At 64.2% G+C, this 26,250-nt stretch carries 24 protein-coding genes and 1 pseudogene; 3 read left to right on the top strand and 22 right to left on the bottom strand.

Going from position 1 to position 26,250, the window contains the following annotated elements; all coding sequences use genetic code 11:
• Positions 1 to 46 precede the first annotated feature (46 nt).
• From mutM to glyQ, 14 genes are all read right to left on the bottom strand, one after another.
• The gene (mutM, locus tag ABZF37_RS03765; protein WP_372716916.1) at positions 47 to 868 is read right to left on the bottom strand and encodes a bifunctional DNA-formamidopyrimidine glycosylase/DNA-(apurinic or apyrimidinic site) lyase; all 822 of its coding nucleotides are present in this window, start codon (positions 866 to 868) and stop codon (positions 47 to 49) included.
• Entirely contained in the window at positions 868 to 1,785 is a 918-nt protein-coding gene (locus ABZF37_RS03760) for a DUF4340 domain-containing protein (RefSeq protein ID WP_372716914.1), read from the bottom strand. Before ABZF37_RS03760 ends, mutM begins: the two co-directional genes overlap by 1 nt.
• Complete coding sequence (locus tag ABZF37_RS03755) at positions 1,785 to 3,128, bottom strand: GldG family protein (protein ID WP_372716912.1); 1,344 nt, start codon at positions 3,126 to 3,128, stop codon at positions 1,785 to 1,787. Before ABZF37_RS03755 ends, ABZF37_RS03760 begins: the two co-directional genes overlap by 1 nt.
• A gap of 5 nt (positions 3,129 to 3,133) precedes the next feature.
• The gene (locus ABZF37_RS03750) at positions 3,134 to 3,892 is read right to left on the bottom strand and encodes an ABC transporter permease (protein ID WP_372716910.1); all 759 of its coding nucleotides are present in this window, start codon (positions 3,890 to 3,892) and stop codon (positions 3,134 to 3,136) included.
• Positions 3,889 to 4,836 carry an ABC transporter ATP-binding protein gene (locus ABZF37_RS03745; protein WP_372716908.1) on the bottom strand — a complete coding sequence of 316 codons (948 nt, stop codon included), beginning with the start codon at positions 4,834 to 4,836 and terminating at the stop codon, positions 3,889 to 3,891. Before ABZF37_RS03745 ends, ABZF37_RS03750 begins: the two co-directional genes overlap by 4 nt.
• A 40-nt stretch (positions 4,837 to 4,876) precedes the next feature.
• Positions 4,877 to 5,032, bottom strand: a complete 156-nt coding sequence (rpmG, locus tag ABZF37_RS03740) for a 50S ribosomal protein L33 (RefSeq protein WP_372716906.1) — start codon at positions 5,030 to 5,032, stop codon at positions 4,877 to 4,879.
• Between the two features lie 21 nt (positions 5,033 to 5,053).
• Positions 5,054 to 5,290, bottom strand: coding sequence for a 50S ribosomal protein L28 (rpmB, locus tag ABZF37_RS03735; RefSeq protein ID WP_372716903.1), 237 nt, complete (start codon positions 5,288 to 5,290; stop codon positions 5,054 to 5,056).
• A gap of 104 nt (positions 5,291 to 5,394) precedes the next feature.
• Positions 5,395 to 7,032, bottom strand: coding sequence for an NAD+ synthase (locus ABZF37_RS03730; protein WP_372716901.1), 1,638 nt, complete (start codon positions 7,030 to 7,032; stop codon positions 5,395 to 5,397).
• 114 nt (positions 7,033 to 7,146) lie between these two features.
• Positions 7,147 to 7,920, bottom strand: coding sequence for an SDR family NAD(P)-dependent oxidoreductase (locus tag ABZF37_RS03725; protein ID WP_372716899.1), 774 nt, complete (start codon positions 7,918 to 7,920; stop codon positions 7,147 to 7,149).
• A gap of 163 nt (positions 7,921 to 8,083) precedes the next feature.
• Complete coding sequence (locus tag ABZF37_RS03720; RefSeq protein ID WP_372716897.1) at positions 8,084 to 9,079, bottom strand: OmpA family protein; 996 nt, start codon at positions 9,077 to 9,079, stop codon at positions 8,084 to 8,086.
• Between the two features lie 138 nt (positions 9,080 to 9,217).
• The gene (locus ABZF37_RS03715; protein ID WP_372716894.1) at positions 9,218 to 9,952 is read right to left on the bottom strand and encodes a lysophospholipid acyltransferase family protein; all 735 of its coding nucleotides are present in this window, start codon (positions 9,950 to 9,952) and stop codon (positions 9,218 to 9,220) included.
• Complete coding sequence (gene gmhB / locus ABZF37_RS03710) at positions 9,946 to 10,515, bottom strand: D-glycero-beta-D-manno-heptose 1,7-bisphosphate 7-phosphatase (protein WP_372716892.1); 570 nt, start codon at positions 10,513 to 10,515, stop codon at positions 9,946 to 9,948. The genes ABZF37_RS03715 and gmhB overlap by 7 nt, the downstream gene beginning before the upstream one ends.
• The gene (glyS, locus tag ABZF37_RS03705) at positions 10,512 to 12,575 is read right to left on the bottom strand and encodes a glycine--tRNA ligase subunit beta (protein ID WP_372716890.1); all 2,064 of its coding nucleotides are present in this window, start codon (positions 12,573 to 12,575) and stop codon (positions 10,512 to 10,514) included. The genes gmhB and glyS overlap by 4 nt, the downstream gene beginning before the upstream one ends.
• Positions 12,575 to 13,438, bottom strand: coding sequence for a glycine--tRNA ligase subunit alpha (glyQ, locus tag ABZF37_RS03700; RefSeq protein WP_372716888.1), 864 nt, complete (start codon positions 13,436 to 13,438; stop codon positions 12,575 to 12,577). Before glyQ ends, glyS begins: the two co-directional genes overlap by 1 nt.
• 234 nt (positions 13,439 to 13,672) lie before the next feature.
• On the opposite strand from glyQ, the gene ABZF37_RS03695 reads away from it, so the two are divergent.
• Together ABZF37_RS03695 and ABZF37_RS03690 are read left to right on the top strand one after the other, a co-directional pair.
• Positions 13,673 to 14,350: a SatD family protein gene (locus ABZF37_RS03695; protein WP_372716886.1), complete on the top strand. Its 678-nt coding sequence runs from the start codon at positions 13,673 to 13,675 to the stop codon at positions 14,348 to 14,350.
• Positions 14,347 to 14,727, top strand: coding sequence for a hypothetical protein (locus tag ABZF37_RS03690; RefSeq protein ID WP_372716884.1), 381 nt, complete (start codon positions 14,347 to 14,349; stop codon positions 14,725 to 14,727). Before ABZF37_RS03695 ends, ABZF37_RS03690 begins: the two co-directional genes overlap by 4 nt.
• A gap of 55 nt (positions 14,728 to 14,782) precedes the next feature.
• Here ABZF37_RS03690 and ABZF37_RS03685 read toward each other — a convergent pair whose 3' ends face one another.
• The gene (locus ABZF37_RS03685) at positions 14,783 to 15,604 is read right to left on the bottom strand and encodes a hypothetical protein (protein ID WP_372716882.1); all 822 of its coding nucleotides are present in this window, start codon (positions 15,602 to 15,604) and stop codon (positions 14,783 to 14,785) included.
• On the bottom strand, positions 15,591 to 17,999 hold the full coding sequence (locus ABZF37_RS03680; protein ID WP_372716880.1) for a Lon protease family protein: 2,409 nt from the start codon (positions 17,997 to 17,999) through the stop codon (positions 15,591 to 15,593). Before ABZF37_RS03680 ends, ABZF37_RS03685 begins: the two co-directional genes overlap by 14 nt.
• 240 nt (positions 18,000 to 18,239) lie before the next feature.
• Here ABZF37_RS03680 and ABZF37_RS03675 point away from each other — a divergent pair, with 240 nt between their 5' ends.
• The gene (locus ABZF37_RS03675; RefSeq protein WP_372716878.1) at positions 18,240 to 18,572 is read left to right on the top strand and encodes a hypothetical protein; all 333 of its coding nucleotides are present in this window, start codon (positions 18,240 to 18,242) and stop codon (positions 18,570 to 18,572) included.
• A gap of 287 nt (positions 18,573 to 18,859) precedes the next feature.
• On the opposite strand, the gene ABZF37_RS03670 is transcribed toward ABZF37_RS03675, so the two are convergent.
• From ABZF37_RS03670 to ABZF37_RS03645, 6 genes and pseudogenes are all read right to left on the bottom strand, one after another.
• Positions 18,860 to 19,105 carry a DUF6868 family protein gene (locus ABZF37_RS03670; protein ID WP_372716876.1) on the bottom strand — a complete coding sequence of 82 codons (246 nt, stop codon included), beginning with the start codon at positions 19,103 to 19,105 and terminating at the stop codon, positions 18,860 to 18,862.
• A 213-nt stretch (positions 19,106 to 19,318) separates the two neighbouring features.
• Positions 19,319 to 20,179 (bottom strand): annotated as a pseudogene (locus ABZF37_RS03665) (universal stress protein); the annotation flags it as partial.
• A 14-nt stretch (positions 20,180 to 20,193) separates the two neighbouring features.
• The gene (locus ABZF37_RS03660; protein ID WP_372716874.1) at positions 20,194 to 21,672 is read right to left on the bottom strand and encodes a SulP family inorganic anion transporter; all 1,479 of its coding nucleotides are present in this window, start codon (positions 21,670 to 21,672) and stop codon (positions 20,194 to 20,196) included.
• A gap of 502 nt (positions 21,673 to 22,174) precedes the next feature.
• Entirely contained in the window at positions 22,175 to 23,341 is a 1,167-nt protein-coding gene (locus tag ABZF37_RS03655; protein ID WP_372716872.1) for a hypothetical protein, read from the bottom strand.
• Between the two features lie 440 nt (positions 23,342 to 23,781).
• The gene (locus tag ABZF37_RS03650) at positions 23,782 to 24,492 is read right to left on the bottom strand and encodes an NrdJb (RefSeq protein ID WP_372716870.1); all 711 of its coding nucleotides are present in this window, start codon (positions 24,490 to 24,492) and stop codon (positions 23,782 to 23,784) included.
• Between the two features lie 18 nt (positions 24,493 to 24,510).
• On the bottom strand, positions 24,511 to 26,250 hold a 1,740-nt coding region (locus tag ABZF37_RS03645), incomplete at its 5' end, for an LAGLIDADG family homing endonuclease (RefSeq protein WP_372716868.1).

Genomic DNA, 26,250 nt, shown 5'->3' with positions numbered 1-26,250 from the left:
GTTTCCGCAGTCCGGGACGTCCAGGATGGACGTATTCGGACATCAATCAGCTCTGGCAGGCCGGGCACCAGAAGCTCGAACGCTGGCCCAGGCGCTGTTCGCGGATGGGTGTGGTGCAGGCCCGGCACGGCGCGCCGGTGCGGCCATAAACGGCCAGCTCCTGCGCGAAGTAACCCGGCAGGCCGTCGCTGTTGGAAAAATCGCGCAACGTGGTGCCGCCAGCGCCGATAGCCTGCGCGAGCACGGCCTGGATGCCAGCCGCCAGTCGCACGTAGGCCGGGCGCGTGACACTGGCGGCCGGTTTGCCGGGGCGGATGCCAGCCCGAAACAGCGCTTCGCTGGCGTAGATGTTGCCAACACCAACCACGACGCTGGCGTCCATCAGGAATACCTTGACCGCCACCCGCCGCGTGCGGGCCGCGGTGTGCAGGTGGCCACCAAGCTCGGTGCGATCCAGGTCCAGCGGCTCCGGGCCGAGGGCCTTCAGCAGCGCGTGGGCTTCCGGGTCCTGGCCGGCGTAAAGAATGCTGCCAAAGCGGCGCGGATCGCGCAGCCGCAGGCATTGGCCGTCATTCAGTAGGATGTCGACGTGGTCGTGCTTCAACGGCGGCGTGTTGGCCGGCAGCACGCGCAGGCTGCCGGACATGCCAAGGTGCAGCAGCAGGTAACCGTGCGCGGTAGCCAGCGTTAGGTATTTGGCGCGCCGGCCGACCGCCGTGATGTCGGCACCCGGCAGCAGGCTGGTCAGTTCGGGTGCAACGGGCCAGCGCAGGGCGGCGTTGCGCACCACGGCGCCGGTGATGCGCCGGCCAACCAGCAAGGGCTCAAGACCGCGCCGGGTGGTCTCGACCTCCGGCAGCTCCGGCATCAGGGCGGGGCGCTGGCCGGGTCTGCCGGGGTGGGCACGGGGGCGATGTCAGCGGGCGTCGGGCCGGGCGCGGTCTGGGGTGCGGTGTCCTGGATCTCCAGCAGACGCTTACCCTGATTGCCGCTGAAGCGATATCTGACGGGCGCATCGCGACGGTACAGCAGCCATTCGTCGTCGTCGCGGGCAATGGCAAGTTCGAGCGCGCCGGCCTTCCAGACCACGCGCACCGCCTGGGCGTCTGTCGGCACGGTCTCGGCTTCTTCCACGTCCATGGCATAGGCGCGTTGCCATTCCTCGACCAGCGCGCTGATTGCGTCGGCAGTGGCGTGAGGGCGCTCAGGACTGATTTGCCAGGTGGTATCCGGTCGATTCAGTGTGAAACCCGGCAGCTCGAGTGTGGTGAGCGTCACCCCCTGCGGCAGAAGGCGGCGGTCAACCCAGTCGGGCCATTGAGAGGCGGCGTGGTGGTAGTAACGGTCGTCTATCAGGTGCACCGCGTCGCCGACGCGCACATAACGGCGCATTCCGACCGGGTTGGTGAGGCCAAAGGCAATCTCGGTTGCGTCAAAGCGCAGGCGCGCTAGCGGCGGATCAACGCCGAAGCTTTTATCGGTGCCATCAGCGGGGTCAATCCTTGCCGTGCTGTCGGCACTGAGCAGTTCGAGAATGGTGTCGACCCGAAAGGGCTGGGCCCGCAAACGCGGTTGTTCGATGAACCAGTCCTTGCCCTCGCGAAGCAGTGCGAACGCCTGTCCGCGGGGCGGCGAGAATTCGATGCGCCGCACCGTGGCGGCATCGATCGTGGTGAGCTTTGGCGCCACCGGTTTTGGCGTCTTGCCCGGTTGCAGCCAGGCCACGGTGCCCACCCCGGCCACCGCCAGCAGCAGCAACAGGTTCAGCCATAGCCGGCCACGCATCAGCGTCCCCGCCGCCGCAACCAGACACCCAGGCCCGCGGCGGCGAAAGCCACCGGCAGGCCGAACAGGAAGCCAAAGCCGATCAACATGCTGTCATCACGCGACATCTTGAGTGCCGTGTCCGGCGCAGTGCGTGGCGCGATGTTGATGAATGACGCGTCGGCGGCCAGCCAGTTGACCAGGTTCAGGCCCAGATTCAGGTTGCCGCCATTGCCGATATAGGTGTTCGACAGAAAATCGCCGTCGCCGATGACCACCACGCGCTGCTCGCGCTCACCCTGGGTGCGGGTAAAGGCAGCGGCCAGGATGAACGGGCCAGGCAGATCCTTACCTTCGTCCAGGGCCACCGTGTCGGTGATGGGACCGATTTCGGCCCAGCCAGCGCCGGCGACCTCGATCAGATCGGTCGCGGTCCACGGGGTCTTCTGCTCGTGCTCCAGGCCCACCGCCAGTGGAAACAGAGTGGTGAACTCAAACCCTGCCAGGGCCTCGTGAAAGCGGTAATTCTCCCCGCTGGCAACAGCGAAGTGGGCGCTGCCGGCGAGTACTTGTCCGACCGGGTCGATCAGCGTACCGGGCACAAACTTCAGACCCAGGTCGTCCGCGATTGGCGCAAGACCATGCAGCGGTCCCGGTTCGGCCAGCCACAACAGGTTGCCGCCGGCCTCAAGAAAGCGGCGGATGGCTGCGATTTCGGTCGGCAGCAGGTCCACCTGCGGCGTGCTCAGGACCAGCGTTCCGTCGGGCGGCAGCTCGGTGCCGCTGGTGGTGTCCGGGCGGCTTGAAGCCACGCCCTGGGCGCGTAGCGCCGTGCTGAAGGTGGAAAGATCGTGGTTGGCCTCGCCATCGGGGCTGCGCTCGCCATGGCCGGACAGGAACATCAGCTTGCGTTCACCGGAGCGTGACAGCCGCATCAGCGCGTTGGTGATTGCCTGCTCGTCGAGTTGTTCGACCTTCTCGCGCCGCTCGCCAAGTTCCAGCAGCAGCGTGCCGTCGGCCCGAACGCCAAGTTCCTTGACCCGCGCCGGTTCCTGGTCGGGATTGACGAACTTGACCGTGAACCGGGGCGATGCGATGGCATAGCGCTGCAGCAGGTCGTCGATGCGGGTGTGGAGCTCGGCGTTGGGTCGGGCGAAAACGGTGGCGCTGACCGGTCCGGGCAGTTTGTCGAGCACCTGGTGGCTGGCCACCGATAGCGAATTACGACCGTTCACGGTCCAGTCGTAGCGTTGATTATAGGTTTCGGCCAGATAGCCGAGCAGGCCAATGAGCGCCACAAATAACAGCACCGCCACCGCGCCTTGTAGCCGTAACGCGAAACGTGTTGAGCGGGGAGCAGCCATCGGGGTCAGCCGGATAGGCGTTCGGCGTCCAGGCGCCGCACGCTCAGGCCCAGAAACAGGACGATGAATAACGCGAAATACGCCACGTCCGCGGTATCGAACACGCCCTTCAGCAGCGGATCGTAATGGTTCAGCATGGACAGTTGCCCCAGCAGGACGCTGCTCTGGCCACCGCCACTGCTCGCCGCATCGAGAATCCACAGCAGCAGGAGCACGCCAAAGGTACTCACGGCGGCCGTCATCGGGTGCGAGGTCAGGGTCGAGATGAACAGGCCCAGTGCGGCAAAGCTTCCAAGCAGAAGCCACAGGCCGAGCACCCCGGCACTGAGCAAACCAAGATCGAGCTGTGCGCCAAGCAGCAGGCTCGCTGGCATCACCGCGGTCAGTGCCGTGACGAGTGTCAGAAAGCCCATCAATGCCAGGTACTTGCCAAGTACGATGCCGGTTACCGACAAGGGTGCCGACAGCAGCAGCGACAGCGTTTGATTGCGCCGCTCCTCGGCGAAGCTGCGCATCGTGATCAGGGGTACCACCATCAGCAGCACGATGCCGGCGCTGCCAAACAGGGCCGGCACGATGATCTCGGTCAGTCCCGGTGGATCGGGCAGTGCCATCAGCTGTGAGCCGAGCTGGATGTACAGATCAAGCTGGGTCAGGAACAAGTAGCCCAGGATGGCCTGCACCACCGCCAGCATGGCCCAGGCCGAGGGAGATGCGAACAACACCCGCAGTTCGCGTCCAGCGATGGCGAGCATGGGCCTCATGCCACCTGCTCCGCGACCGGCCGGTCGTCGCCGGCGAGTTCCAGGAAGACCTCTTCCAGCGACAGCCGGGGCCGGGTCATTTCGTACAGACCCCAGTCACCCGCCGCGGCGTGACGCACCAACGCATCCGTTGGGTCGGCGTCGGAGGCGAAGTGGATAAGCCAGCGATCATTCTGCTGGTGCACGCCGTCCACACCGGGAATGGCGGACAGTTCCAGCGTCGTTGGGGGGCGGCGCAAGCCAATTTCAAGGTGGGCGCCGGTGAGGTGGTTGCTCAGTTCGTTGATGCCGGCCTTCAGTACCAGTTCGCCGCGGCGCACGATCTGCACGTGGCTGCAGATAGCCTGCACCTCGGAAAGTATGTGGGTCGACAGGATGACGCTATGGGCCTGTCCAAGATCACGGATCAACGCCCGGATTTCCTTGATCTGAATCGGATCAAGGCCCACCGTGGGTTCGTCAAGGATGACTACCAGCGGGTTGTGGATGATGGCTTGGGCAATGCCTATGCGCTGCTGGAAACCCTTCGAAAGGTTGCCGATCAGACGCCTTCCTACCTCCCCCAGGCCGCAGCGCGCCTTGGCTTGTTCCCGCGCCGCGCGCACTGAGCGGCTTGGCACACGGCGCAGCCGGGCACAGAAATCAAGATACTCGTCGACCGTGAGGTCGCGGTTCAGAGGCGGGGTTTCCGGCAGGTAGCCGAGCTGCGCTTTGGCGCGCACCGGCTGCTCCAGCATATCGATTCCCGCCACCGTGACGCGTCCCGCGCTGGGCGCCAGGGTGCCGGTGAGAATCCGCATGGTGGTGGTCTTGCCGGCGCCGTTTGGGCCCAGAAAGCCCAGTACTTCGCCTTTGACCACGCTGAAGCTCACATCACGAAGGACTTCGCGATTACCAAAAGAACGGCTGACGCCGTCGACTTCGATCAGAACCTCGGCTGTCATAACGGCCTAACAGGCAGGCGGCGCGGCTCGCCGCGCGAGCTCACTTGATCTTGGCTTCCTTGTAGGCGACGTAAGCGCGGGCCTTGGGATCGAACTTACGAATCTCAAGCTTATCCGGCGTATTGCGTTTGTTTTTCGTGGTGGTGTAAAAGTGCCCGGTTCCGGCGCTGGACACCAGCTTTATCTTCTCGCGCATGGCAGAGTTCTCCGTGAGGCCTTAGGGCTTGATGCCGCGGGCGCGCAGATCGGCCACTACGGCTTCGATGCCTTTCTTGTCGATGATGCGCATACCCCGACACGACAGGCGCAGGGTGACGTAACGCTTTTCGGCCGCCAGCCAGAAGCGGTGGCGCTGCAGGTTGGGCAGGAAACGTCGCCGTGTCCGGTTGTTGGCGTGGGACACGTTGTTGCCGGACATAGGTCCCTTGCCGGTGACCTCGCAAACCCTGGACATGAAAAATCTCCGCAGACCGCGCCGACACAGCTGCCGACGAGAAAATGACCGGCATTTATACCAGAAGCCTTGCGCACTGGATAGGCACGCCGGGCGCCAGCACACTAATCAGCACGCGGCTCCTTGAAGCCCGACGTGATCGGATAACGGCGATCCCGACCGAAGGCGCGCTGGCTGATACGCACGCCGGGAGCGGCCTGGCGGCGCTTGTATTCGTTGCGGGTAACCATGCCGATCACCTCGCGGATAGTCTTGAGGCTGGCCCCGGTGCTGCGGGCGATGTCCTCCGCCGAGCGGTCCTGCTCCACGTACAGTTCAAGAATGGCATCCAGCACGTCATACGGCGGCAAGCTGTCCTGATCGGTCTGGTTGTCGCGCAGCTCGGCAGTTGGCGGTCGTGTCAGCACACGCTCGGGAATTACCGGCGACAGGCTGTTGCGGTAGCGCGAGAGCTTGTACACCAGCAGTTTCGGCACGTCCTTGATGACGGCAAAGCCGCCCGCCATGTCGCCGTACAGCGTGGCGTATCCGACGGCCATCTCGGTTTTGTTGCCGGTGGTCAGCACCAGCTTGCCGGTTTTGTTCGACAGCGCCATCAACAGTACCCCGCGCACACGGGCCTGAATGTTCTCTTCGGTGGTGTCGCGCGCCGCGCCACGAAATTCCTGCGCCAGGGCTGCTTCAATGCTGTTCACGGTGTCCGTGATCGAAATAGTGCTGTAGTGCACGCCCAGTGCCTGCGCTTGCGCCTGCGCATCCTCGTGGCTCATGCCCGAGGTATACGGTGAGGGCATCATGACCGCCATCACGCGCTGCGAGCCGAGTGCGTCGGCAGCCACTGCCAGGGTGAGCGCCGAGTCGATGCCACCGGACAGGCCGACAATGGCGCCCGCGAAGCGGTTCTTGCCGATGTAGTCGCGTACGCCGGTGACCAGGGCCTGGTACACACTGGCGATAGGGTCGATCTGCGATACCTCGCCCGAAATGGGCTCCAGGCCGCTGCGCCCATGGCGAAACCGGGCCAGGTAAAGCCCTTCCTCGAAGGCCGGCGCGCGCTGGGTAATGCGTCCCTGGACGTCCATCACCAGCGATCCACCATCGAAGACCAGCTCGTCCTGACCGCCGACCATGTTGACGTAAACCACCGGTGCAGGCGTGACGGTGATGCGCTCACGGATCACCGTTTCGCGGTGGCTTTGTTTGTCGAAGTGAAACGGCGATGCGTTGATGTTGACCACCAGCTGTGCGCCGGCACGCACTGCTTGCGCCATCGGGGCCGGACCCCAGATGTCTTCGCATACGGTGAGGCCGACCTGCACGCCCGCCAGCTCGAACACCGCCGGCCGGTTGCCGGCGCGGAAGTAGCGTTTCTCGTCGAAAACGCTGTAATTGGGGAGCAGGTGTTTGTGGTAGAGCGCCAAGGTCTCGCCGTCGCGCAGCACGGCAGCCGTGTTGTAAAGCTCGCCCTTGGACAGGTGCGGGAAGCCCACCACCACGCCGATCCCGCCGACTGCCCGGCGGATACGTTCAAGGCCTTTCTCGCAGCGCTCAATGAACTCGGGCCGTAGCAGCAAGTCCTCTGGTGGATAGCCGGTGATGGCCAGCTCGGGGCACACGATCAGATCGGCACCGTGCTCACGACGGGCCGTGGCAGCCAGTTCAATGATTTTGTCGACGTTGCCGGAGATGTCCCCGACCAGACAGTTCATCTGGGCGAGGGCGAGCACGAGTTCGCGGGCCATTATTCAGCTTGGGTTAACGCGGGGTGACGTAAGCGACGCTTACCGGGCAGACAGTGGACTCAATGTAACACCGTCGCGTCCGCCGAGCCGGTTGTCTGGCCGCGGTTTGCAGGGTCAGATGAAAGTCAGGCCACCGTCGACTTGCAGGCTTTGCCCGGTGATGAAGCCGGCATCGTCCGAGCACAGGAACATGACGCCGTGAGCCAGATCGTCAGTGCCGGTCAGGCGCTTGATGGACTGCATCTGTGTCATGCGTTCGAACACTTCGTTCGGTACCGATGGGCGCTCTATCTCGGTCTTGGTAACCCCCGGCCAGAAGGTGTTGACAGTGATGTTCCAATCGCCGAGTTCGCGCGCCATCGACCGCGTCATGCCGATCATGGCCGACTTCGACGTGATGTAGTGCAGGTAGTTCTCACGGCCCATAAGAACGGTGGCCGAAGAGACGTTGATGATTCGGCCAAAGCGGCGTTCCTGCAGGGTCGGCACAACGGCACGCGCACACAGGAAGGCGCCGGTGATGTTGACGTCCATTGCGCGGCGCCATTCGTCGACTGGCAATTCCCAGAACGGCCCCATGGTGATGCGCGAGAACACGGCAGCGTTGTTAATCAGGCAGTCAATACGGCCAAAAGCGTCCAAGGCCGCCTGCGCCATGGCTTTGGTCGAGGCCTCGTCGGCGACGTCGGTTTGCACGAACAAGGCCCGGCCACCGTCGGCCTTGACTTCGGCCTCAACCCGTTTCCCGGCGTCGGCATTGAACTCGGCGATTACCGAAATGGCTCCCTGGCCGGCGAAATGATGCGCGTAAGCGCGACCAATACCCTGGCCGGCACCGGTAATGATGACCACCCGGTCCCGCAGGCCGGGGTAGACGTTGTTGCTCATGGGCCTCCTCCGCGTCGTTTTTTAAGTCTGGCACGTAAGACCGTGCGGGGAGGATGGTAGTACGCCTGAGGCCACAGCGCTGCCTCGAAAAAAGAAAAACCCGCGGCTTGAACCGCGGGTTTCTCGAAATCAACGACCGGAGGCGCGCCCCCGGCCTATTGTTTTAGCGACTCTCGGTGATACGCAGTTCGACGCGGCGGTTCTGCGCCCGGCCCTCGGCCGTAGCGTTGTCGGCCACCGGCTGGCTCTCGCCGTAACCGCGAGCGGTCATGCGGCTGCCGTCAACACCTTTCTGGATCAGGTAGGTGCGCACACTGTCGACTCGGCGCTGCGAAAGCGCTTCGTTGTACATCTCCGAGCCAATCGAGTCGGTGTGTCCCGCGACCTCGAAAGTTGCATCAGGATGATGCTCCACGATAGCCATGGCGTCATAGTCGAGTTTCTGCTGTGCCTGTGCCGACAGCGTGTCGCAGTCGAAGCAGAAATTGACGTCCTTGAGGACGACCGTTTCAGTGACCGGTGCTGGCGGTGGTGGCGGTGGTGGCGCTGGCTCAGCCATGGCGACCGGCATTGGCGCGGGGGCTTCCGGACGCTTGCCAAGCGGGATGGTCACGCCAACCATCAACACCCAGTCGTTGTGGTTCTTGTTGCCGCCCGGCACGTCCAGGTTGGCAAAATCCCAGCGATGGCGCACTTCCGCGCGCAGGGTGTCGCCGTCCTCGTTCAGCGTGTGCATGAAGCCCAGACCCGCCTCGGCGATCGGGCCATCGGCGTTGTCGAGTTTGGTGTCGGACCGCATCATGCCGGCGCCGACTACGGCATATGGGCTGAACTTGGCATTGCGATTGAAGAAGATCAGGCCGTCCAGGGTGGCGCCCCACTGGTCCCAATTTCCGTTGCCACCGCCCAGATCGAAACTGTGGCCCTTGGCATTCAGTTCCACATTCAGCCACTCGTTGATCGTTTTACCGACGCCAAGAAACGCTGACGGGGCACCTTCAACGTCCCATCCTGTGCTGATCCTGTCACGGTTGTCATCCGGGAATACATAACCGGCGCCCGCCGACAGATACCAGCGGTCATCCAGGTCGGTGGCCAGCACGTTGGCGCTGAGCGCGGCGAGGCCAGCGGCCACAAGCAGCTGTTTCTTTGTGTTCATTACGATCCCTCGTTGGTCATTTTAGGGTTGGAGACGTAGCCATCCGAAAGGCGATCCAGATGCCATTACTGCGAATCGGGTTCAGCGTACACAAGCGGCCCTGGCCGCTCAGTGCGGTAGGCCACAGACGTTGGTTGCCTACGGGCTCCGTTTGGTGCGCGCGGTGCCCATTATGCCAGTAAGACTACTTTCAATCCATTCTTCGGCTTCGCTGAGCACGGCTGTTGCATCCCGCCCTTCTGTGACTATCTGCGGGCCGATTGCGACGGTGATTGTGCCAGGGTGCTTCAAGAACCGCCGCTTTCCCCATAGCTCGCCGGCATTATGGGCCACCGGCAATACCGGCACGCCGGCCTGTACGGCCAGCAGGGCACCGCCTGCTCGGTACCGGCCGCGCTCACCTGGGCGCATGCGCGTGCCCTCGGGAAAGGTCACCACCCACAGGCCGTCGGCGAGGCGTGCCTGACCTTGTTGCAGCAACTGCTCCATGGCACGCCGGCCGGCGCCGCGATCGATGGCTATCGGCCGACCCATGGCCAGGCCCCAGCCAAAAAAGGGCACCCACAGCAATTCCCGCTTCATTACCCACACCAGGGGCGGAAACAGTTCCTGGAAGACCAGCGTCTCCCAGGTGGACTGATGTTTGGACAGGACCACCACCGCCCCGGTGGGCAGGTTCTGGCGGCCCACCACCCGGTAACGCACGCCGCAAGTCAGCTCCAGCCAGCGCAGGTTGACGATGGCCCAGTGCCGGGTAAAGGCGTAGCGATGGCGAAACGGCAGCGCCGACACCAGCGGCACCAGTGCGCCATAGATGATGACCGTGACCAGCATGCCGGCCGAGAATGCCAGCGAACGCAGTAACGTCAGCATGGCCAGTGCCCCTGCAGCAGCCAGTCGGCGGCGGCTCCAAGATCGGCGAAGGCGGGCACACCATGGCGGGTGCCCAGTTCCGATGCTCCCGTACCCACCGCGATGCATGCCACTGCGGCAGCGCGGGCGGCTTCCAGGTCGCGCTGTGCATCCCCGATCATGACCGAGTCGGCGGGCGCAAAGCCGCAGTCGGCCATCAGGCGCAGCAGCAGACCGGGAGCCGGTTTACGACAACCGCAGGACTCGGCCGGGGTGTGCGGGCAGTAGGCGATGGCTTCGATGTGCCCACCGGCTTTCGTCACTGCCTGCAACAGGCGGGCGTGGATGGCATTGAGCGTTGCCAGGCTGAAATACCCGCGCCCGACGCCGGACTGGTTGGTGGCGACGGCAAGGCCAAAGCCGGCGGCGCTCAGGCGCGAAATGGCCTCCAGGGCGCCAGGGATGGGTCGCCAGTCGGCGACGCTGCGGATGTAGTCCGCACTGTCATGATTGATCACGCCATCGCGGTCCAGGATCAGCCAGCGCCGCGCGCCGCTGGGTGAGCGGGCGATGCCGACGTTCACACCTGCAGGCGCGACAGATCGGCCACGCCCAGAAACAGCCGGTGCAGGCGCGCCAGCAGCGCCAGTCGATTGCGCCGAACCGCGGCATCGTCGGCCATCACCATGACAGCCTCGAAGAACGTATCCACCGCCTCGCGCAGGGTCGCCAACTGGTGGCACAGGCCCACGTAGTCGCCGTCAGCGAGCAAGGGTGCGCTGCGTTGTTCGGTTGCTGCAAGGGCATGGGCCAGTGTCGTTTCGGCCGGGGTCTCGAACAGTGTCGGGTCGATAGCCGCCACGTTGGCCTCCTCGCCCGCTTTGGCAAGAATATTGGCAATGCGCTTGTTGGCCGCCACCAGGCTTTGTGCTTGCGGCAGGCGCCGGAAATCGGCCACCGCGCGCAGCCGGCGGTCCATATCCAGTAACCGGCCGGGTTTCAGGGACAGCACGGCGTCGAGTTCGTCCGGGCGCAGGCCTTGTGCTTCGTAGTAGGCAGGCAGGCGGTCCAGAACGAACTGAAATACCTGTCCGGCAAGCCCGTCCTTGGCAAACGGCTCGGCGGCCGCGTCCAGCAGCGCCGGAAGGTCGAGCGGCAATGCCGCCTCGATCAGCATGCGCGCTACCGCCAGCGCTGCCCGACGCAGGCCGAACGGATCGCGGTCCCCGCCCGGCGCGCCGGCCACCGCGAAGATGCCGGCCAGGGTATCGAGCCGGTCGGCCAGCGCCAGCGCCAGCCCTTCTGCGGATTCTGGCAGTGCATCGCCCGCATGACGCGGCAGGTAATGCTCGCCGATGGCCGTGCACACGGCTGCCGGTTCGCCGTCGTGCTGCGCGTAATAGGCGCCCATCACGCCCTGCAACTCTGGGAACTCCCCGACCATGTGCGTCAGCAGGTCTGCCTTGGCCAGACGGGCGGCGCGTACGGTGTGCGTGGCATTGGCGTCCAGCTCGCCGGCCAACAGTCCGGCCAGTCGCTCGACCCGCAGCGTCTTGTCGGCGAGCGTGCCCAGGCGCTTCTCGTAGACCACACCGGCCAGGCCGTCGGCGCGCTCCACCAGCGTCTGTTGGCGGTCGCTGTCCCAGAAATACCGCGCGTCGGCCAGGCGCGCGCGCAGCACCCGTTCGTTGCCGGCCCGTACGCGCTGCGGCTCGGGGCTGTCGATGTTGGCGACGGTGATGAAATGCGGCAGCAGGTGACCGTCCGCATCCACGACATGGAAATACTTCTGGTGATCGCGCATGGCGGCGATCAGCACCGGCGCCGGCACTTGCAGAAAGTCGGCGTCGAAATTGCCACTGACCGCCACCGGCGATTCCACCAGTGCCGTCACCTCGTCCAGCAAGGCGTCGTCCAGAACCGCCTGGCCGCCGAGTGCGGTCGCCGCTTCGCGCACGCCGTGCGCCACGCGGTCGCGGCGGCCGGCGAAGTCGGCCAGCACAAATGCGTTTTCGAGTTGTGTTTCGTACTGGTCGGCGTGTTCTATGTGTACCGCTTGGGGATGACGGAAGCGGTGGCCGCGGCTGTCGCGACCGGCTTCAAGACCAAAGCGCTCGAAACCGATGATGTCCGCGCCATGCAGGGCCAATAGCCAGTGCATCGGGCGCACGAATTCGCCGTGCTCGCCGGTGCCCCAGCGCATACGTCGGTCGATGGGCAGCGCCTTGAGCGCGGCATCGAACACACGCGGCAGCGCCTCGGTCAGGCGCTCGCCCTGCTGGTTGTGGCGGTACACCAGCCAGGCGCCCTTGTCGGTTTCGAGCGACTCAAGCGCCGTCACGTCCACGCCACAGGACTCGGCAAAACCACGCAACGCGCGGGTCGGCTGACCATCGGCATCGTAGGCCGCCTTCATGGCCGGCCCGCGCCGCTCGACCGGTCGGTCCGGCGCCTTGGGCAGGACCTCGGCCACACGTACCGCCAGCCGGCGTGGTGTGGCGAATACGCTTGCCGGCGATCCGGGATCGGCCAGGCCGGCCTCGACCAAGCCGTCACGCAAACCTGCGGCCAGGCTCTGGGCCAGCGCTTGCAGTGATCGCGGTGGCAGTTCCTCGGTGCCGATCTCGATCAGCAGCGCGGCCATCAAGCGGTCTCCCCGGCAGGCATGACGTAGGCTTCGGCCACCGCTCGTGCCAGGGTGCGCACCCGCAGGATGTAGCGCGCCCGCTCGGTCACGCCGATGGCGCGGCGCGCGTCCAGCAGGTTGAAGCTGTGCGAGGCTTTGAGCACCTGCTCGTAGGCCGGCAGCGGCAGCGCGGCCTCGACCAGCGCCAGGCAGGTGCGCTCGGCGGCGTCGAAGGCGGCCAGCAGCGCGTCCACCGGCGCGTGATCGAAGTTGTAATGCGACTGCTCGACCTCGTTGCGGTGGTACACGTCGCGGTAAGTGATGCGACCCTGGGGTCCGTCCACCCAGGTCAGGTCGTACACGCTGTCGACACCCTGCAAATACATGGCGATGCGTTCCAGGCCGTAGGTGATCTCGGCCGTCACCGGTCGACACTCGATGCCGCCCACCTGTTGGAAGTAGGTGAACTGCGTCACCTCCATGCCATTGAGCCAAACCTCCCAGCCCAGGCCCCAGGCGCCCAGCGTCGGCGACTCCCAGTTGTCCTCGACGAAACGGATATCGTTGATGAGCGGATCGACACCCAGCTCCCGCAGCGAGTCCAGGTACAGCTCCTGAATGTCCAGCGGCGAGGGCTTGATCACCACCTGAAACTGGAAGTAATGCTGCAGGCGATTGGGGTTGTTGCCGTAACGACCGTCGGTCGGCCGGCGCGACGGCTGCACATAAGCCGCCGCCCACGGTTGGGGGCCGAGCGCGCGCAGGAAGGTCGCCGGGTGGAAGGTACCGGCGCCGACTTCCATGTCGAGCGGCTGCATCAGCGCGCAGCCCTGGCGCGCCCAATAGGTTTGCAGGCGAAGAATCAGGTCCTGGAAAGTCACCGGCGGTCTCGCGTGGCGGGGTCGCAAAGCCGCTTGGCCGGCCCCGAAAAAGAGCGCCGATTATAGCGGCCGGCGTCTGCCCGGCCGCGCAACGCGGTTCGTGATTAGCGAGATCCCGATCAATCCGCCAGCGTGCATTCAGGAAAAACAATTTCCTTGAGTTGTATTAATCATTAACAACTGTTTAAGATTGTTTAATTCCTGTCGGTGCATCAACGCTGAGGAGTCGACAACGTGCAGGGGGCTCATACATTCTTTGTGCTGGTGGCCGATCTGGTGGCATCCCGTCGGGCGCTTCGACGCCCCGACCTCGCGCTACGGCTGGAAACCTGCCTGCGCCAACTGGCCAGCAGTGCGGACTGGCGGGCGCCGCTCATGTCGACCCGTGGGCTGGACGAACTGTCAGGTGTGCTGCACAGGCCGCAGATGGCCTTCGATCTGATGCACGCCGTCAATCTCGTGGTTTGGCCGCAGCGATTTCGCTTCGCTCTGGCGGCGGGGACGATCGATGTCGGCCTTGCCAGTAACGTTGCTGGCGACATGGACGGGCCGGCCTTTCACCGCGCCGCCGATGCGCTGGCCCGGGTGCGCCGGGAGCGTCTCGCCGCCGGCTTCGAGCTGCCGGGCGTCAGTGCGACACAAACGCGCATGGCTGAGGCACTGGCTGGTCTGCACCAGACCATTATGGAAAACTGGTCTCCCGCGACAGCGGTCGCGGTTGCTGCCTACGAGCAGCCCTTCGGGCAGGCCGGTGCGCAGGCAGGCACCCAGGCGCAGACGGCGCACCGACTGGGCATCAGCCAGCAGGCGGTGTCGGCTGCCTTGCGCCGCGCGCGGGTGGCGGAGCTTGCCGTGGCCCGGGATGCCCTGCGGCGGTGGTTACACGAGGTAGGGCAGGAGCAGACCGCATGATCGTCGAACCCATTGTCATTGGCGGAGCGGCCCAGCTGCTGGTGGTATTGGGCAGTTACCTGCTGGTGCTGGTGTTCAGCGGCCGGGTGGTGCGCTACGTCGTGCTGCCGGTTGGGGTCAAGCCGCCGCCGGCTCCTGCCGGACTGCGTTTTGATCCCAGCACCGTGATTGGCAAGTGCGAGAACGTCATCACCGTGACCTTCGTGCTGGCCGGGGACGTGGCCGGCATCGCCATCGTCTTTGCGGCCAAATCGCTGGTGCGCAGTCCACAGATGCGCCAGAACGCGGCGTTCTATCTGGGCGGTACGCTGGTCAATCTGGTGTGGGGGCTGCTGGTTGCGGCACCGGCCCGGGTACTGATTGCCGGCTTGGGTTGACTGGTATCCAAGGCGCCGGTGTCGGGACGAAGCAGGTCGCCAGCGACCCCGACGATCAGCGGACCAGCAGCAGCGGCCAGCCGCCTTCGAGGAGCAGGTTTTCGACCTCAGCCGGACCGGCGAAACGGCTGTCGGCTGCCAGGATCAGGCCCTGCGCGTGGTGGGCACGCAAGAGGGCGAACAGATCCGGCAGTTCGACTGACTCCGGCAGCTTGATCCGCGGCAGGGGTGCCGCACCGGCTGTGGCGGTCGCTGCGGCCGGGCAGGCCGCCTCCATGGCCGGCGCAACCAGCAGCAGCGGTATGCTCGACCTTGCGGCGAGGGCATCTGCCAGTGCCAGCACCGCCGGTGCGCCGCCGGGTGTGTCGAGCAGGGCAGTCCAGCGTGTACCGGGTCGCCGCTGTGGTGGCACCAGCAACAACGAGGCCTCGGCGCCCACCAGCGCCGCGCGCGCCAGCGATCCGAGTCGACCCGGGCCGCGCGCGCCGGTGCCAAGCCCCGTCAGGCGCGCACTGCGGGCCGCTTCGGACATCACCTGCGCCGCCTGACCACGCACCACCTCGAAACTCCAGGCCAGTTGGCGGGTCTGGGCGATGCGCGTCAGTGCGTTGCGGGCGTCGGCGGCCAACGCACGCCAGTGGCGTTGCAGGGCATCGGCGGTAAACGGCGCCAGCTGGCCGGACTGGGCGCGCACTTCGCGCACACATGCCAGGCCGGCGGCATGCAGCAGGTCTTCCTCTTCCACATACAGGCCCGCCAGACTGGCGCGCAGCGCCACCGCCAGATCGGCGGCCAGTTCCAGGGCCAGCAGGCTGGCGGCCGAGGCATCGACCGCCACCACCACGCGCGGCGGGTTGGGTGGGTCAGCCGTCGCCATTGCCGTTGTTCTCGCCGCCGTGCGCCAGCGCCGCGCGAATACGTGCGTATTCGGCCAGGCGGTCCGAGACCAGGCCGTTGATGCTGCCTTCGGGGTAAATGCCTTCTGTGTCCGCCACGCCTGCCGGCAGTCCGGTCAGCAGCTCGATGCCCTCGTCCACCGTGCGCACGGCATAGACGTGGAACTGGCCAGTGGCCACGGCATCGCGCACCTCGGCCCGCAGCATCAGGTGCTGCACGTTGGAGGCCGGGATCAGCACGCCCTGGTTGCCGGCGAGGCCCCGCGCCTTGCAGATATCGAAAAAGCCTTCGATTTTCTCGTTGACGCCGCCGATCGCCTGCACCTCGCCGAACTGGTTGACCGAGCCGGTCACTGCCAGGGACTGACGGATCGGCGCATCGGCCAGGGCCGACAGCAGTGCATACAGCTCGGCGCAGGACGCGCTGTCGCCGTCAACGCCGCTGTAGGACTGCTCGAACACCAGGCTGGCCGACAGGGACAGCGCTTCACCGGTGGAGTAGCGGGCGGCCAGGAAGCTCGACAGGATCAGCACGCCCTTGGAGTGCAGCGGGCCACCGAGCTCCACCTCGCGCTCGATGTCGAGCACGCGGCCCTGGCCCGGTCGCACGCGGGCGGTGATGCGACTCGGCCGGCCAAACATGACGCTGCCCAGGCCCAGCACGGCCAGGCCGTTGATCTGCCCGACCCGCTCACCGGCGGTGTCGATCAGCAGCGTGTCGCGCAGAATCGCTTCCTGCACCCGCTCGCGAACGCGCCCGCTGCGTTGCTCCGCCGCGTCGATGGCCGTCTGCACGTGGTCTGGCGCAACCTGCGTCTCGCCAACCTGGCGGGCGAAGTAATCGGCCTGTGTCAGCAAATCGCCCAGGTAGTTCAGGCGTACGTCGACCCGCTGCGCGTCGCCAATGCTGCGCGAGGCGTGCTCGATCACCCGCGCCACGGCCGCCGCACCGAACGGCAGCAGGCCCTGCCGGTTCGCCAGTGTGGCCAGCAGGCGGGCCAGATCGCGGGTGATGTCCGGACTGCGGCGCAGGTCATCCTCGAAATCGGCCGCCACCTTGAACAGCTCCACGAACTCGGGGTCGTATTCCGCCAACAGGTAATACAGCCGGCGATCGCCGATCAGCAGCACGGTCACGTCCAGCGGAATCGGCTCCGGGTCCAGCGACACGGTGGTCAGCAGGCCGATGGCCCGCTCCAGCGGCTCGATGCGCAGTTCCTTGGCGCGCAGCGCGCGCTTCATGGCATCCCAGGCGTAGGGCTGGCTCAGCAGGCGCATGGCGTCCAGCAGCAGGTAACCGCCGTTCGCCTCGTGCAGCGCGCCCGGCTTGATCAGCGTGAAGTCGGTGGACAAGGTTCCAAAACGTGCCTGGTGGTCCAGCCGCCCGACCAGGTTCGGGTAGTTCGGCAGATCGGCGTATACCACCGGCGCGCCGCGCCCGGCCGGTGGCTGGATCAGCAGGTTGACCTGGTAGCGGGTGAAGGTCGGTTCCGGGGCGAACGGCAGCCGCGGACCGGCATCCTCGCGCGGCGCCGTGAAGTCGCCGACGTTCTCGACCACATCCTGGCAGGCGGCGTCCAGGTATTCGGGCACGCCCGGCGTGTCGGCAAAGCTGGCCTTCAGCTCCGCGAAGGCCGGCTGCACCACGCCCAGCGCCACTTCGCGATTCAGTTCGCGGATACGTCCGCGGGCTTCCTTCTGCCACGCCGGGAGGCGTCGCAGTCGCTCGGCCAGTTCCTGCTCCAGTTGCTCGATTTCGCCCTCGATGCGCTTGCGGTCGTCCTCGGGCAGCTTATGGAAGGCTGCCGGCGACATCACCTCGCCCTTGCTCAGCGGCGCAAAGGCAAAGCCGCCTGGCGTCGTTATCAGCGCAATATCTTTGCCGCGGGCACGCTCGCGGGTCTCGTCGATTGCCTGCTCGTGACGGTCCTTGAACTCCTGCTCGACCACCCGCCGCCGCGCCTGGTACTCGTCCCCCTCGAAAGCGCCAGGCAGGGTGCTGTGCAGCTCCTCGACCAGTTGCGCCATGGCCTCGCAGAAGCGTCGCCCCTGGCCAGGCGCAAAGCGCAGCGCGCGCGGACGGTGCGGCTGCTCGAAATTGTGCACATAGCACCAGTCGGGCGGCGTGGCCTGACCGGCCGCGCGGCGTTCCAGAAAACGCCGCACCACGCCGTGGCGACCGGCGCCGGGCGTGCCCAGCACAAACAGGTTATAGCCGTCACGCCGGATGCCGGTGCCAAATTCCAGCGCCGCCAGGGCCCGCTCCTGGCCGACAACATCGACCTGTTCCACCACCTCGGTCGTGGTTTGGTAGGGAATCAGGTCCAGCTCGCACGCCGTATGCAGCTGTTGTGGTGTCAGGGGAGCCATCGCCATCGGGATTTATCTCTGGTGAGCCAGCGCGGCCGGCCCACGCCGGACATATCTGGCGATGGTAACCAATCACCCTGTCCTGATTCCCCGATCATGATCAAGCGGCTGGTACTTACGCGTGGTGGTTCGCCGGGCAGCCGTTTTGGGCGTCACTGATCCAGGCCAGGCTTCGCTTGGATGTACAGTGGACGGGCTGGCCGCGAGGCCATTCGCGAACTGTTTCGCTAAATCGGGAGTGCCGCAATGAGCAAGTCGCTACGCATCATCTTTACCTTGACTGCCGCCCTGGCGCTGCCTGGCGCTGGCCTTGCTGCCGATACGCAGGCCAAGCCCGCCGCCGGCGCGGGCGCCAAGATCAGCAAGCAACAATTCATGGAAAAAGCGGAGGCGCGCTTCGCACGTCGGGATGCCAACAAGGATGGTTTCATTGACGCCAGCGAGCGTGGGGCCATGCGCCAGCAGCGACGCCAGCAGCGCCAGGACTGCAACCCCACGCAGGACAACAAGCCTACCGAGCGCGGCGAGCGCGGTGGCCGCCGTGGCGCAGCCGCGGGTACCGACGCCAAGCCTCAGTAAGCTGCGGGCGTTCGGGGCGGGTCTCGCGAGTGGAGGCCCGATCCGTGTCGCCCTGGCGACGCTCCAAGGGCCACGCGGACACGCTACGCTTGGTTCGGCCACGGAAACGCTGAACTATTCGGTGTTTCCCGCAGCGCAAGGATGCGCTGCCAAAATTTGTGGCGGCAAGCCACGGGTTTTGTGAGCCATCGGAAAACCACGCTTTTCCGATGGCGGACGCTGAGAAATCCAGGACGGATTTATTCAGCGCTTCCATGGCGATTGCTTTGCAGGTTCGCAGCGATCACTCAGGCCATGATCTTCAAGGCGATGTAAGGCGCCAGATTAAACACAAAGATCGCAATCTTGTATTGCGCCAGATATTGAAAATAGGCGCGCGATAACTCAGCCTCGTCGAGCGAAAACATTCTGGCATGGAGCTTTGAAATGGGCCCCCTCATCAATATCAGCAGAATGGCCGCAACCGCCAAGACCCCGAAGTTAATGACCGTTGACCATCCAAGAAACGTAGTCAGGGTTTCTATCGAATTCATTTGACGGGCTCCCGTATTGGCTGGCTTGTACCAGCAAAGACACTATACCTGCTTGCCAGAACGCATTACCCGTGCGGGTTTCCGATTAATTGACAACCGGTCAGGCGCTTCATTCAGCTGAGTGGGAGGCCGCAGTTTGTCTCTTATTCTCCGGTCCAACCGTTTTGTCCGACCCTGGCCCGATGATCGGGGCCGGCAAGTGCCGCGTCCTCCGCGCAGCAGAATGGTCGGCAGCGTGGAGAGCCGCAGCAGGTCCGTGGTTTTGCTGCCAAAAAACAGCGCCCGTAGCGGGGAATGGGAATAGGCACCCATCAGCAGCAGATCGATGGCTTGCTCGTGCACGGCCCTGGCGATAACGCTTTCGGCGTCGCCGGGCACCAGCGCCGCGGTCACCGCGAAGCCTGCCGCCTCCAGGCGGGTCCTGGCCCAAGCAAGCTGCCTGGATGCGTCCTGACTTTCCTTGCCGGACATCAGCAGATGAATGGGCAGCCCGCGCAGCAGCGGACTGGTGGCGACCCGCTCCACACCGCGCCGGGTGACGACGCCGCCGTCGAAGGCAATCATCGCGCGCCGGGGCTCCTTGAAGTCGGCGGTCACGGTCAGGATGGGCCTGTGCAACGCCCGCACCACCCGTTCCACGTTGCGGCCCAGGTCGCGCTGCGTGGCTTCCGCCGCGACGCCGCGACGTCCCAGCACCATCAGGCGCACACCGCTTTCCAGATCGACCAGCGTTTCTTGCAACTCGCCGTAGCGTTGCCGCGTGTCCACCGGCGTGGCCCCGGCGGCCAGGGCGCGCTCGCGCAGGCGGTTGAGGAATATCCGCCCCTGCTCGCGCGCGGCCCTGGCGCGGACCTCATCGGCCGATGACAGCTCGGCCAGCAGATGTTCCTGGGCATCGATGCCGATGGCGCCGCTGTGGTCCGTACTGGCCCCGATTTCCGGATGCCGGTCGATGACGTGCAGCAACTCCAGCGGCGCCTCCATGCGCCGGGCGGCCCATGCCGCGTAGTCGGCCACGTAGTCGGCAAACCGGGACTGGTCCACGCAGGCCAGCACCTTGTTTTCGCTTTTCATGCCGTGCTCCCGCCTCAATGGCCGAGCAGCAGGTCTTCGGCGCCGTCCTTGTCGTGCACGGCGAATCTGTCCACCATCGTGGCGCTGGCTTCATTCAAGCCGATGACTTCCACCTCGGTGGCCTCGCGGCGGAACTTGATCACCACCTTGTCGAGCGCGCTGATCGCCGTGATGTCCCAGAAATGGGCGCGGCTGACGTCGATGCGGACTTTCTCGATCACCTCCCGGTAATCGAAGGCGTCGACGAAGCGCTCCGCCGAGGCAAAAAACACCTGCCCGGTCACGGTATAGGTACGCACCCGGCCTTCGTCTTCACTCATCGATTTCACGCGCAGGATCTGCCCCACCTTGTGGGCGAAGAAAAAGCCCGACAGCAGCACGCCCACCAGCACGCCCCTGGCCAGGTCGTGCGTGAAAACGACCACCACCACCGTGGCGAGCATCACCACGCTGGAGCTTTTCGGGTTATGGCGCAGGTTGCGGATCGACGCCCAGTTGAAGGTGCCGATGGCGACCATGATCATCACCGCCACCAGCGCGGCCATCGGAATGCGCGCCACCCAGTCGCCGATGAACACCACCATTACCAGCAGGAACAGGCCCGCCGCCAGGGTGGACAGGCGCCCCCGACCGCCCGATTTCACGTTGATGACCGACTGGCCAATCATCGCGCAGCCGGCCATGCCACCCAGAAACCCGGAAGCGATGTTGGCCATGCCCTGGCCCACGCATTCGCGGTTCTTGTTGCTGCCCGAATCGGTCAGGTCGTCGACGATGGACGCCGTCATCATCGATTCGAGCAGGCCCACCACGGCCAGCGTTGCGGACACCGGAAAGATGATCTGCAATGTTTCCAGATTCAGCGGCACCTCGGGCAACAGAAACAGCGGCAAGCTGTCCGGCAGCTGACCCATGTCGCCCACTGTGCGGATGTCCAGGCCAAGGAACATAGCCACACCCGACAGCACCACGATCGCCACCAGCGGCGATGGCACCGCCCGGGTCAGGTACGGGAACAGGTAAATGATGCCCAGGCCGGCCGCCGTCATGGCGTACACATGCCAGCTGACGTTGGTCAGTTCCGGCAGTTGCGCCATGAAGATCAGGATCGCCAGCGCGTTGACGAAGCCGGTGATCACCGAGCGCGACACAAAACGCATCAGCGCACCGAGCCTGAGCCAGCCGGCCAGGATTTGCAGCACGCCGGTCAGCACCGTGGCGGCCAGCAGGTACTGCAGGCCGTGGTCCTTGACCAGCATGACCATCACCAGCGCCATGGCACCGGTGGCAGCCGAAATCATGCCGGGGCGGCCGCCGGTAAAGGCGATCACCGTGGCGATACAGAACGAGGCGTACAGCCCCACCTTGGGGTCGACCCCGGCGATGATCGAGAACGCAATCGCCTCCGGGATCAGCGCCAGGGCGACCACCATGCCCGCCAGCAGATCGTTGCGGACATTGGCGAGCCAGTCCTGGCGCAGGAATTTCAGCATTGGTTCAGTTTCCGATGGGCTTGCCGGCCGGTTGGCGGCAGTAAAAGCAGGCGCAGCGCACCTACCCGGCCAGCGAAATGGCCCGGACAGGTAGCGGCAAAAACACGTAGCACGGCGTTCGGCGCCGCCGCGCCAGCATAGGTTGGCACGTCGGTCGCGATGGGCGGGGAGACGGATTTACGAGGATACGGCGCGTTGCGCGGCGCCTATTGTGCCCTATGGGCGTTTGGCAGGCGCCCCGTAGGCCGTCGCATCGGGGCCGAAATCGAGCGCCCAACCGGCCCGCGGGTCGAAGTCAGCGAATGGCGGCGCAGTGCGCTGCGCCTATTGCGCCTCATGGAATGCTCTTACCGACAACCAATCACGTCGGGAACACGTCACCGACTTTGTGCAGGGTGCGTTACAACCGTGGCGGGCGCCGTGGCCGGATCATCCCGGATTCCGCTACGCTTCATCCGGGCTACGCTTGCTACATACTTGCGTTTGACGATGGACGTGCAGGCTATTCTGATTTCTGGACGGAGCTAGCTACCCTAGTCATTGCTTCAAGTTCTGACCTTGCCTTTTTAGCGCGCTCCTCGTAATCCTTATGTCTGTTTCGTAGGCTCGGGAGAAGAGCAATTACGGCGGGACGACGTCGTCCCGGCTGCTGGTCGTCTAGTTTGTCTAAGTATTTTGAAAGCTCACGGCACTCTTGCAATATGGCATCAATGCGACTCTTCGGTCCGGATATGGCAGTATCGATTCGAGCCGCTCGCTCTGCCGCGTATCGACTTGGAATGTCCGGAATTTCGGCAAGTTTCGCCTTGCACTCAGTTGTCAGCACATCGAGTTCACTAAATATCTTATCTAGATCGTCGAAGTACCTGTCCATAACATCCCTTAGGCGAGGGCCTAAGGCTCTATGCTCAATACGCCTCAGTGCTATTTCAGGTGATATCGATTCAAGGAGAAGATCTGTCTCCAGTTCGTAGGTCCAGAGCAAGCTCTGATTTCGTAGTAACCGCCGAATCGAGATTAAGACTAGGATATATAGTGACGCAATAAGGGCTAGTGCCTTTAAAATATTGGTGTCGGCCGAGCCAATCTGCATTGATATGGCAGATAACTGTTCCGTGATGGCAAGTAAGAATAATAAACCAGTTACAATCGTTACGATAACGTCAGAACGGCGGGTCGGATTGAAATGTGGCTTTGGAAGTCGAGCGACTTCTGGTTCATTGTTGGCCAATTGTTTGGCGATGGAAAAAATACCAAAACCTAGAAATGCTAAACCAAATAGCCCAGTCAGAAGCGCGCTAAAACTCTTGCCAATTACAAGAGAAAATAGTGCTGGCGGAAATAGTAAAAATGCTCCGGTCACAATTCGGAGTAGCGCAGAACCTGTGTCGTGGGAAGGCTGCGAGGTGAATCTAACCTCCTCACTAATTCCAGTCGTAGGTGACATGAAAAGACTGGTCAAATATATCGCTTCCGTACACAGGAGAACTCTGAGTATTAGGTCCTTGTGGGCTCCAATATCTGTTTGAAGGCTGGGAATCAACTGCCAGATCACAAATGCGATGGCGCCTAGTAATACCCATAGATTTATGCCATTTACCTTCGCTTCAATTTCAGCGGCCTTTTGCCTGTTTCGCAGGTAGTTTAGAATTTCTCTCTTGTCGGCCATGCTGGATTCACACTCCCATTCTTGTACATGACAATTAGTGGATTTGGGAAAATCAGATGATAGGAGTTGTGATAATTGGGGACAGACCACGGTTTCAGCCGCTTTCTACTCCCTATTTCCTCACCCACACTTGGACTCCCCACAATTCAGACACGTCAAACACCCGTCCATTGACAAAATTGGGGACAGACCACGGTTTCAGTTCATGTAGGTTGGGCTGACGCAGGAAGCCCAACATTCATTTCGGTCCGCTACGGGCCATCGATACGCCCCGCCTGCGTGTCCAGGCTTCCTTCAGACGGGTTCGCTTCGAAACAACACGCCCCGCTCACCGTACCCGTCCGCCGATAACGCATTGCTTCGTTGCCTGCTGTGGGTTGTTGGGCTTCCTGCGTCAGCCCAACCTACATTCCGCTATGAGCCGCGCCGGGTCTTCCGAATTACCCACACTTGGACTCCCCGCAACTCAAACAGGTCAGACATCCGTCCATCATGATCATGGCCTTGGTGCTGCACTTGTAGCAAAGCTGGGCGCCGTCGGGATAGGTCGCGTCGGTTTCGGTTTTGCTGTTTGCCTGGCCGGTGCGGGTTTCGTATTCGCTGCGTTTTTCTTCGATCAGTTTCAGTTGCCGGGCGTCCAGTTCGCTGTCCGGCAACATGCCGATGGTGCGCAGGTGCTGTTCGATGGCGTCGCCGATTTCGGCCACCAGGGACGGCATGTAGCGGCCTCCTTTCTTGAAGTAGCCGCCGCGCGGGTCGAACACGGCCTTGAGCTCTTCGACCAGGAAGGTGATGTCGCCGCCCTTGCGGAACACGGCCGACACGATGCGCGTGAGCGCCACGATCCACTGGAAGTGCTCCATGCTCTTGGAGTTGATGAAGATCTCGAACGGCCGGTAGTGCTCGTGCTCGGTGCCGGCGTTCAGCACGATGTCGTTGATGGTCAGGTACAGGGCGTGCTCGGTGAGCGGCGTTTTTATTTTGTAGGTGGTGCCGCGCAGGGTTTCCGGCCGCTCCAGCTTCTCGTGCATCTGGATGACTTTGGCCTTTTCCCGCTCTGGAAAGGCGGCCGCCTGGTCGTCGGGCCTGGCGGGGTCCTGCGGGCGCACCACGCTGTAACCGGTGATTTTTCTGTCGATTTGGATGGTCATGGCTGGGTATCCGGGTAATCAGAATTTGCCGTAGTAGCCTTCTTTGAGGGCATCGAACAGGTTGGCGGCGCTGTGTACCTCGCCGTCGTATTCGATTTCCTCGTTGCCCTTGGCCTGGATGGCGGTGCCGTCTTCCAGCTCGAAGCGGTAGGTGGTGTTTTCCAGATCCTTGTCCTTGACCAGCACGCCCTGGAAGGCTTCCGGGTTGAAGCGGAAGGTGGTGCAGCCTTTCAGGCCCTGGTCGTAGGCGTACAGGTAGATGTTCTTGAAGTCCTCGAACGGGTAGTCGGTGGGCACGTTGGCGGTCTTGGAGATGGACGAGTCGATCCACCGCTGCGCCGCGGCCTGGATGTCGACGTGCGCCTTGGGGGTGATGTCCTCGGCGGTGATGAAGTAATCCGGCAGTTGCTCGGCCGGGTCTTCGCTGTAGGGGATGGCGCGCGGGTTGATCAGGTGGCGGTAGGACAGCAGCTCGTAGGAGAACACGTCCACTTTTTCCTTGGTCTTGCGGCCCTCGCGGATGACGTTGCGGAAGTAGTGGTGGGCGAAGCTCGGCTCGATGCCGTTGCTGGCGTTGTTGGCCAGTGACAGCGAGATGGTGCCGGTCGGCGCAATGGAGCTGTGGTGGGTGAAGCGGACGCCGCGCTCGGCGATGGCCTCGATCAGGTCCGGCCGCACGCTGGCGACGCGTTGCATGTAGCGGCTGTAGCGGGCCAGCAGCACGCGGCCGGGCAGTTTGTCGCCCGCCTTGTGGCCGTCGGTGGCCAGTTCCGGGCGCTTGCGCAGCATGTCCGGGGTGAGCTCGAACAGCTCGTCCATGATCGGCGCCGGGCCTTTTTCGTCGGCCAGTTCAAGGCCGGCTTCCCAGCCGGCAATGGCCATTTCGCGCGATACGGCTTCGGTGAATTCCAGGGACTCGGCATCGCCGTAGCGACGGCCGAGCATGGTCAGCGCCGAGCCCAGGCCCAGAAAGCCCATGCCGTGGCGGCGCTTGCGGGTGATTTCGTCCCGCTGCTGCTGCAACGGCAGGCCGTTGACCTCGACCACGTTGTCCAGCATGCGCGTGAACACGCGCACCACGTCGCGGTATTCGTCCCAGTTGAAGCGCGCCTCGGGCGTGAACGGTGCCTCGACGAAGGTGGTGAGGTTCACCGAACCCAGCAGGCAGGCGCCGTAGGGCGGGAGTCCCTGCTCACCACAATTGTGGGCATAGAGGCCGTTGGCGTCGAAGGCATTGATGCCGGGCACCTGCACGTCGTACACCGCGTGCACGCCGGCGTCGGTGATGCTTTCCACGCGGGCAGTGAAGCGCTCGCGGTTCAGGCTGCGGCTGTAGCGGGCCAGGGACTGGTCCAGGCGCGCGGCCTTGTCGCTATCGGCAAAGCCCACGAGCTGCGCGAACACGGCCAGGTTCTCGCCGCTGATGACCAGCTCGTGCTGGGCCTGCGTGGCGTACTGCTGTTGGCCGCCCTTGCCGTCCGGCAGCAGCGTGCTACCTGCGGCGCGGCGGTTGCGATACAGGCGCGACACGATGCCCAGACGCAGCAGCATGCGCTGCACGGCTTCCAGCTGCGGCAGGTCGGACTGCGCCAGGCGCACGCTGACGCCCTTGTCCTGGGTGCACTGAACCGAGCCGTCGGCGTCGAACAGACCACGCAGGAAGCCACGCTGGAAGGCGCTGGACGCGCGCTCCATGCGCGGGGTGATGCGCTTGTGGCCGGGCGCCATGCCGACTTCGTGGGCCAGGTTACGAATGGC

The sequence above is a fragment of the Immundisolibacter sp. genome, from assembly GCF_041601295.1.
Taxonomy (GTDB): domain Bacteria; phylum Pseudomonadota; class Gammaproteobacteria; order Immundisolibacterales; family Immundisolibacteraceae; genus Immundisolibacter.
Note: the sequence above shows the minus strand (reverse complement) of the source record. Positions and strands in the feature narration are given on the sequence as shown.

Coding starts and splice junctions, on each gene's coding strand:
- ABZF37_RS03675 (WP_372716878.1), top strand. CDS start 18,240: ATGAGCAAGTCGCTACGCATCATCTTTACCTTGACTGCCGCCCTGGCG.
- ABZF37_RS03720 (WP_372716897.1), bottom strand. CDS start 9,079: ATGAACACAAAGAAACAGCTGCTTGTGGCCGCTGGCCTCGCCGCGCTC.
- ABZF37_RS03745 (WP_372716908.1), bottom strand. CDS start 4,836: ATGACAGCCGAGGTTCTGATCGAAGTCGACGGCGTCAGCCGTTCTTTT.
- rpmB (WP_372716903.1), bottom strand. CDS start 5,290: ATGTCCAGGGTTTGCGAGGTCACCGGCAAGGGACCTATGTCCGGCAAC.
- ABZF37_RS03650 (WP_372716870.1), bottom strand. CDS start 24,492: ATGACCATCCAAATCGACAGAAAAATCACCGGTTACAGCGTGGTGCGC.
- ABZF37_RS03685 (WP_372716882.1), bottom strand. CDS start 15,604: ATGGCGACGGCTGACCCACCCAACCCGCCGCGCGTGGTGGTGGCGGTC.
- glyS (WP_372716890.1), bottom strand. CDS start 12,575: ATGGCCGCGCTGCTGATCGAGATCGGCACCGAGGAACTGCCACCGCGA.
- ABZF37_RS03690 (WP_372716884.1), top strand. CDS start 14,347: ATGATCGTCGAACCCATTGTCATTGGCGGAGCGGCCCAGCTGCTGGTG.
- ABZF37_RS03715 (WP_372716894.1), bottom strand. CDS start 9,952: ATGCTGACGTTACTGCGTTCGCTGGCATTCTCGGCCGGCATGCTGGTC.
- ABZF37_RS03670 (WP_372716876.1), bottom strand. CDS start 19,105: ATGAATTCGATAGAAACCCTGACTACGTTTCTTGGATGGTCAACGGTC.
- ABZF37_RS03660 (WP_372716874.1), bottom strand. CDS start 21,672: ATGCTGAAATTCCTGCGCCAGGACTGGCTCGCCAATGTCCGCAACGAT.
- ABZF37_RS03680 (WP_372716880.1), bottom strand. CDS start 17,999: ATGGCGATGGCTCCCCTGACACCACAACAGCTGCATACGGCGTGCGAG.
- ABZF37_RS03755 (WP_372716912.1), bottom strand. CDS start 3,128: ATGGCTGCTCCCCGCTCAACACGTTTCGCGTTACGGCTACAAGGCGCG.
- mutM (WP_372716916.1), bottom strand. CDS start 868: ATGCCGGAGCTGCCGGAGGTCGAGACCACCCGGCGCGGTCTTGAGCCC.
- rpmG (WP_372716906.1), bottom strand. CDS start 5,032: ATGCGCGAGAAGATAAAGCTGGTGTCCAGCGCCGGAACCGGGCACTTT.
- ABZF37_RS03655 (WP_372716872.1), bottom strand. CDS start 23,341: ATGGCCGACAAGAGAGAAATTCTAAACTACCTGCGAAACAGGCAAAAG.
- ABZF37_RS03725 (WP_372716899.1), bottom strand. CDS start 7,920: ATGAGCAACAACGTCTACCCCGGCCTGCGGGACCGGGTGGTCATCATT.
- ABZF37_RS03730 (WP_372716901.1), bottom strand. CDS start 7,032: ATGGCCCGCGAACTCGTGCTCGCCCTCGCCCAGATGAACTGTCTGGTC.
- ABZF37_RS03760 (WP_372716914.1), bottom strand. CDS start 1,785: ATGCGTGGCCGGCTATGGCTGAACCTGTTGCTGCTGCTGGCGGTGGCC.
- ABZF37_RS03750 (WP_372716910.1), bottom strand. CDS start 3,892: ATGAGGCCCATGCTCGCCATCGCTGGACGCGAACTGCGGGTGTTGTTC.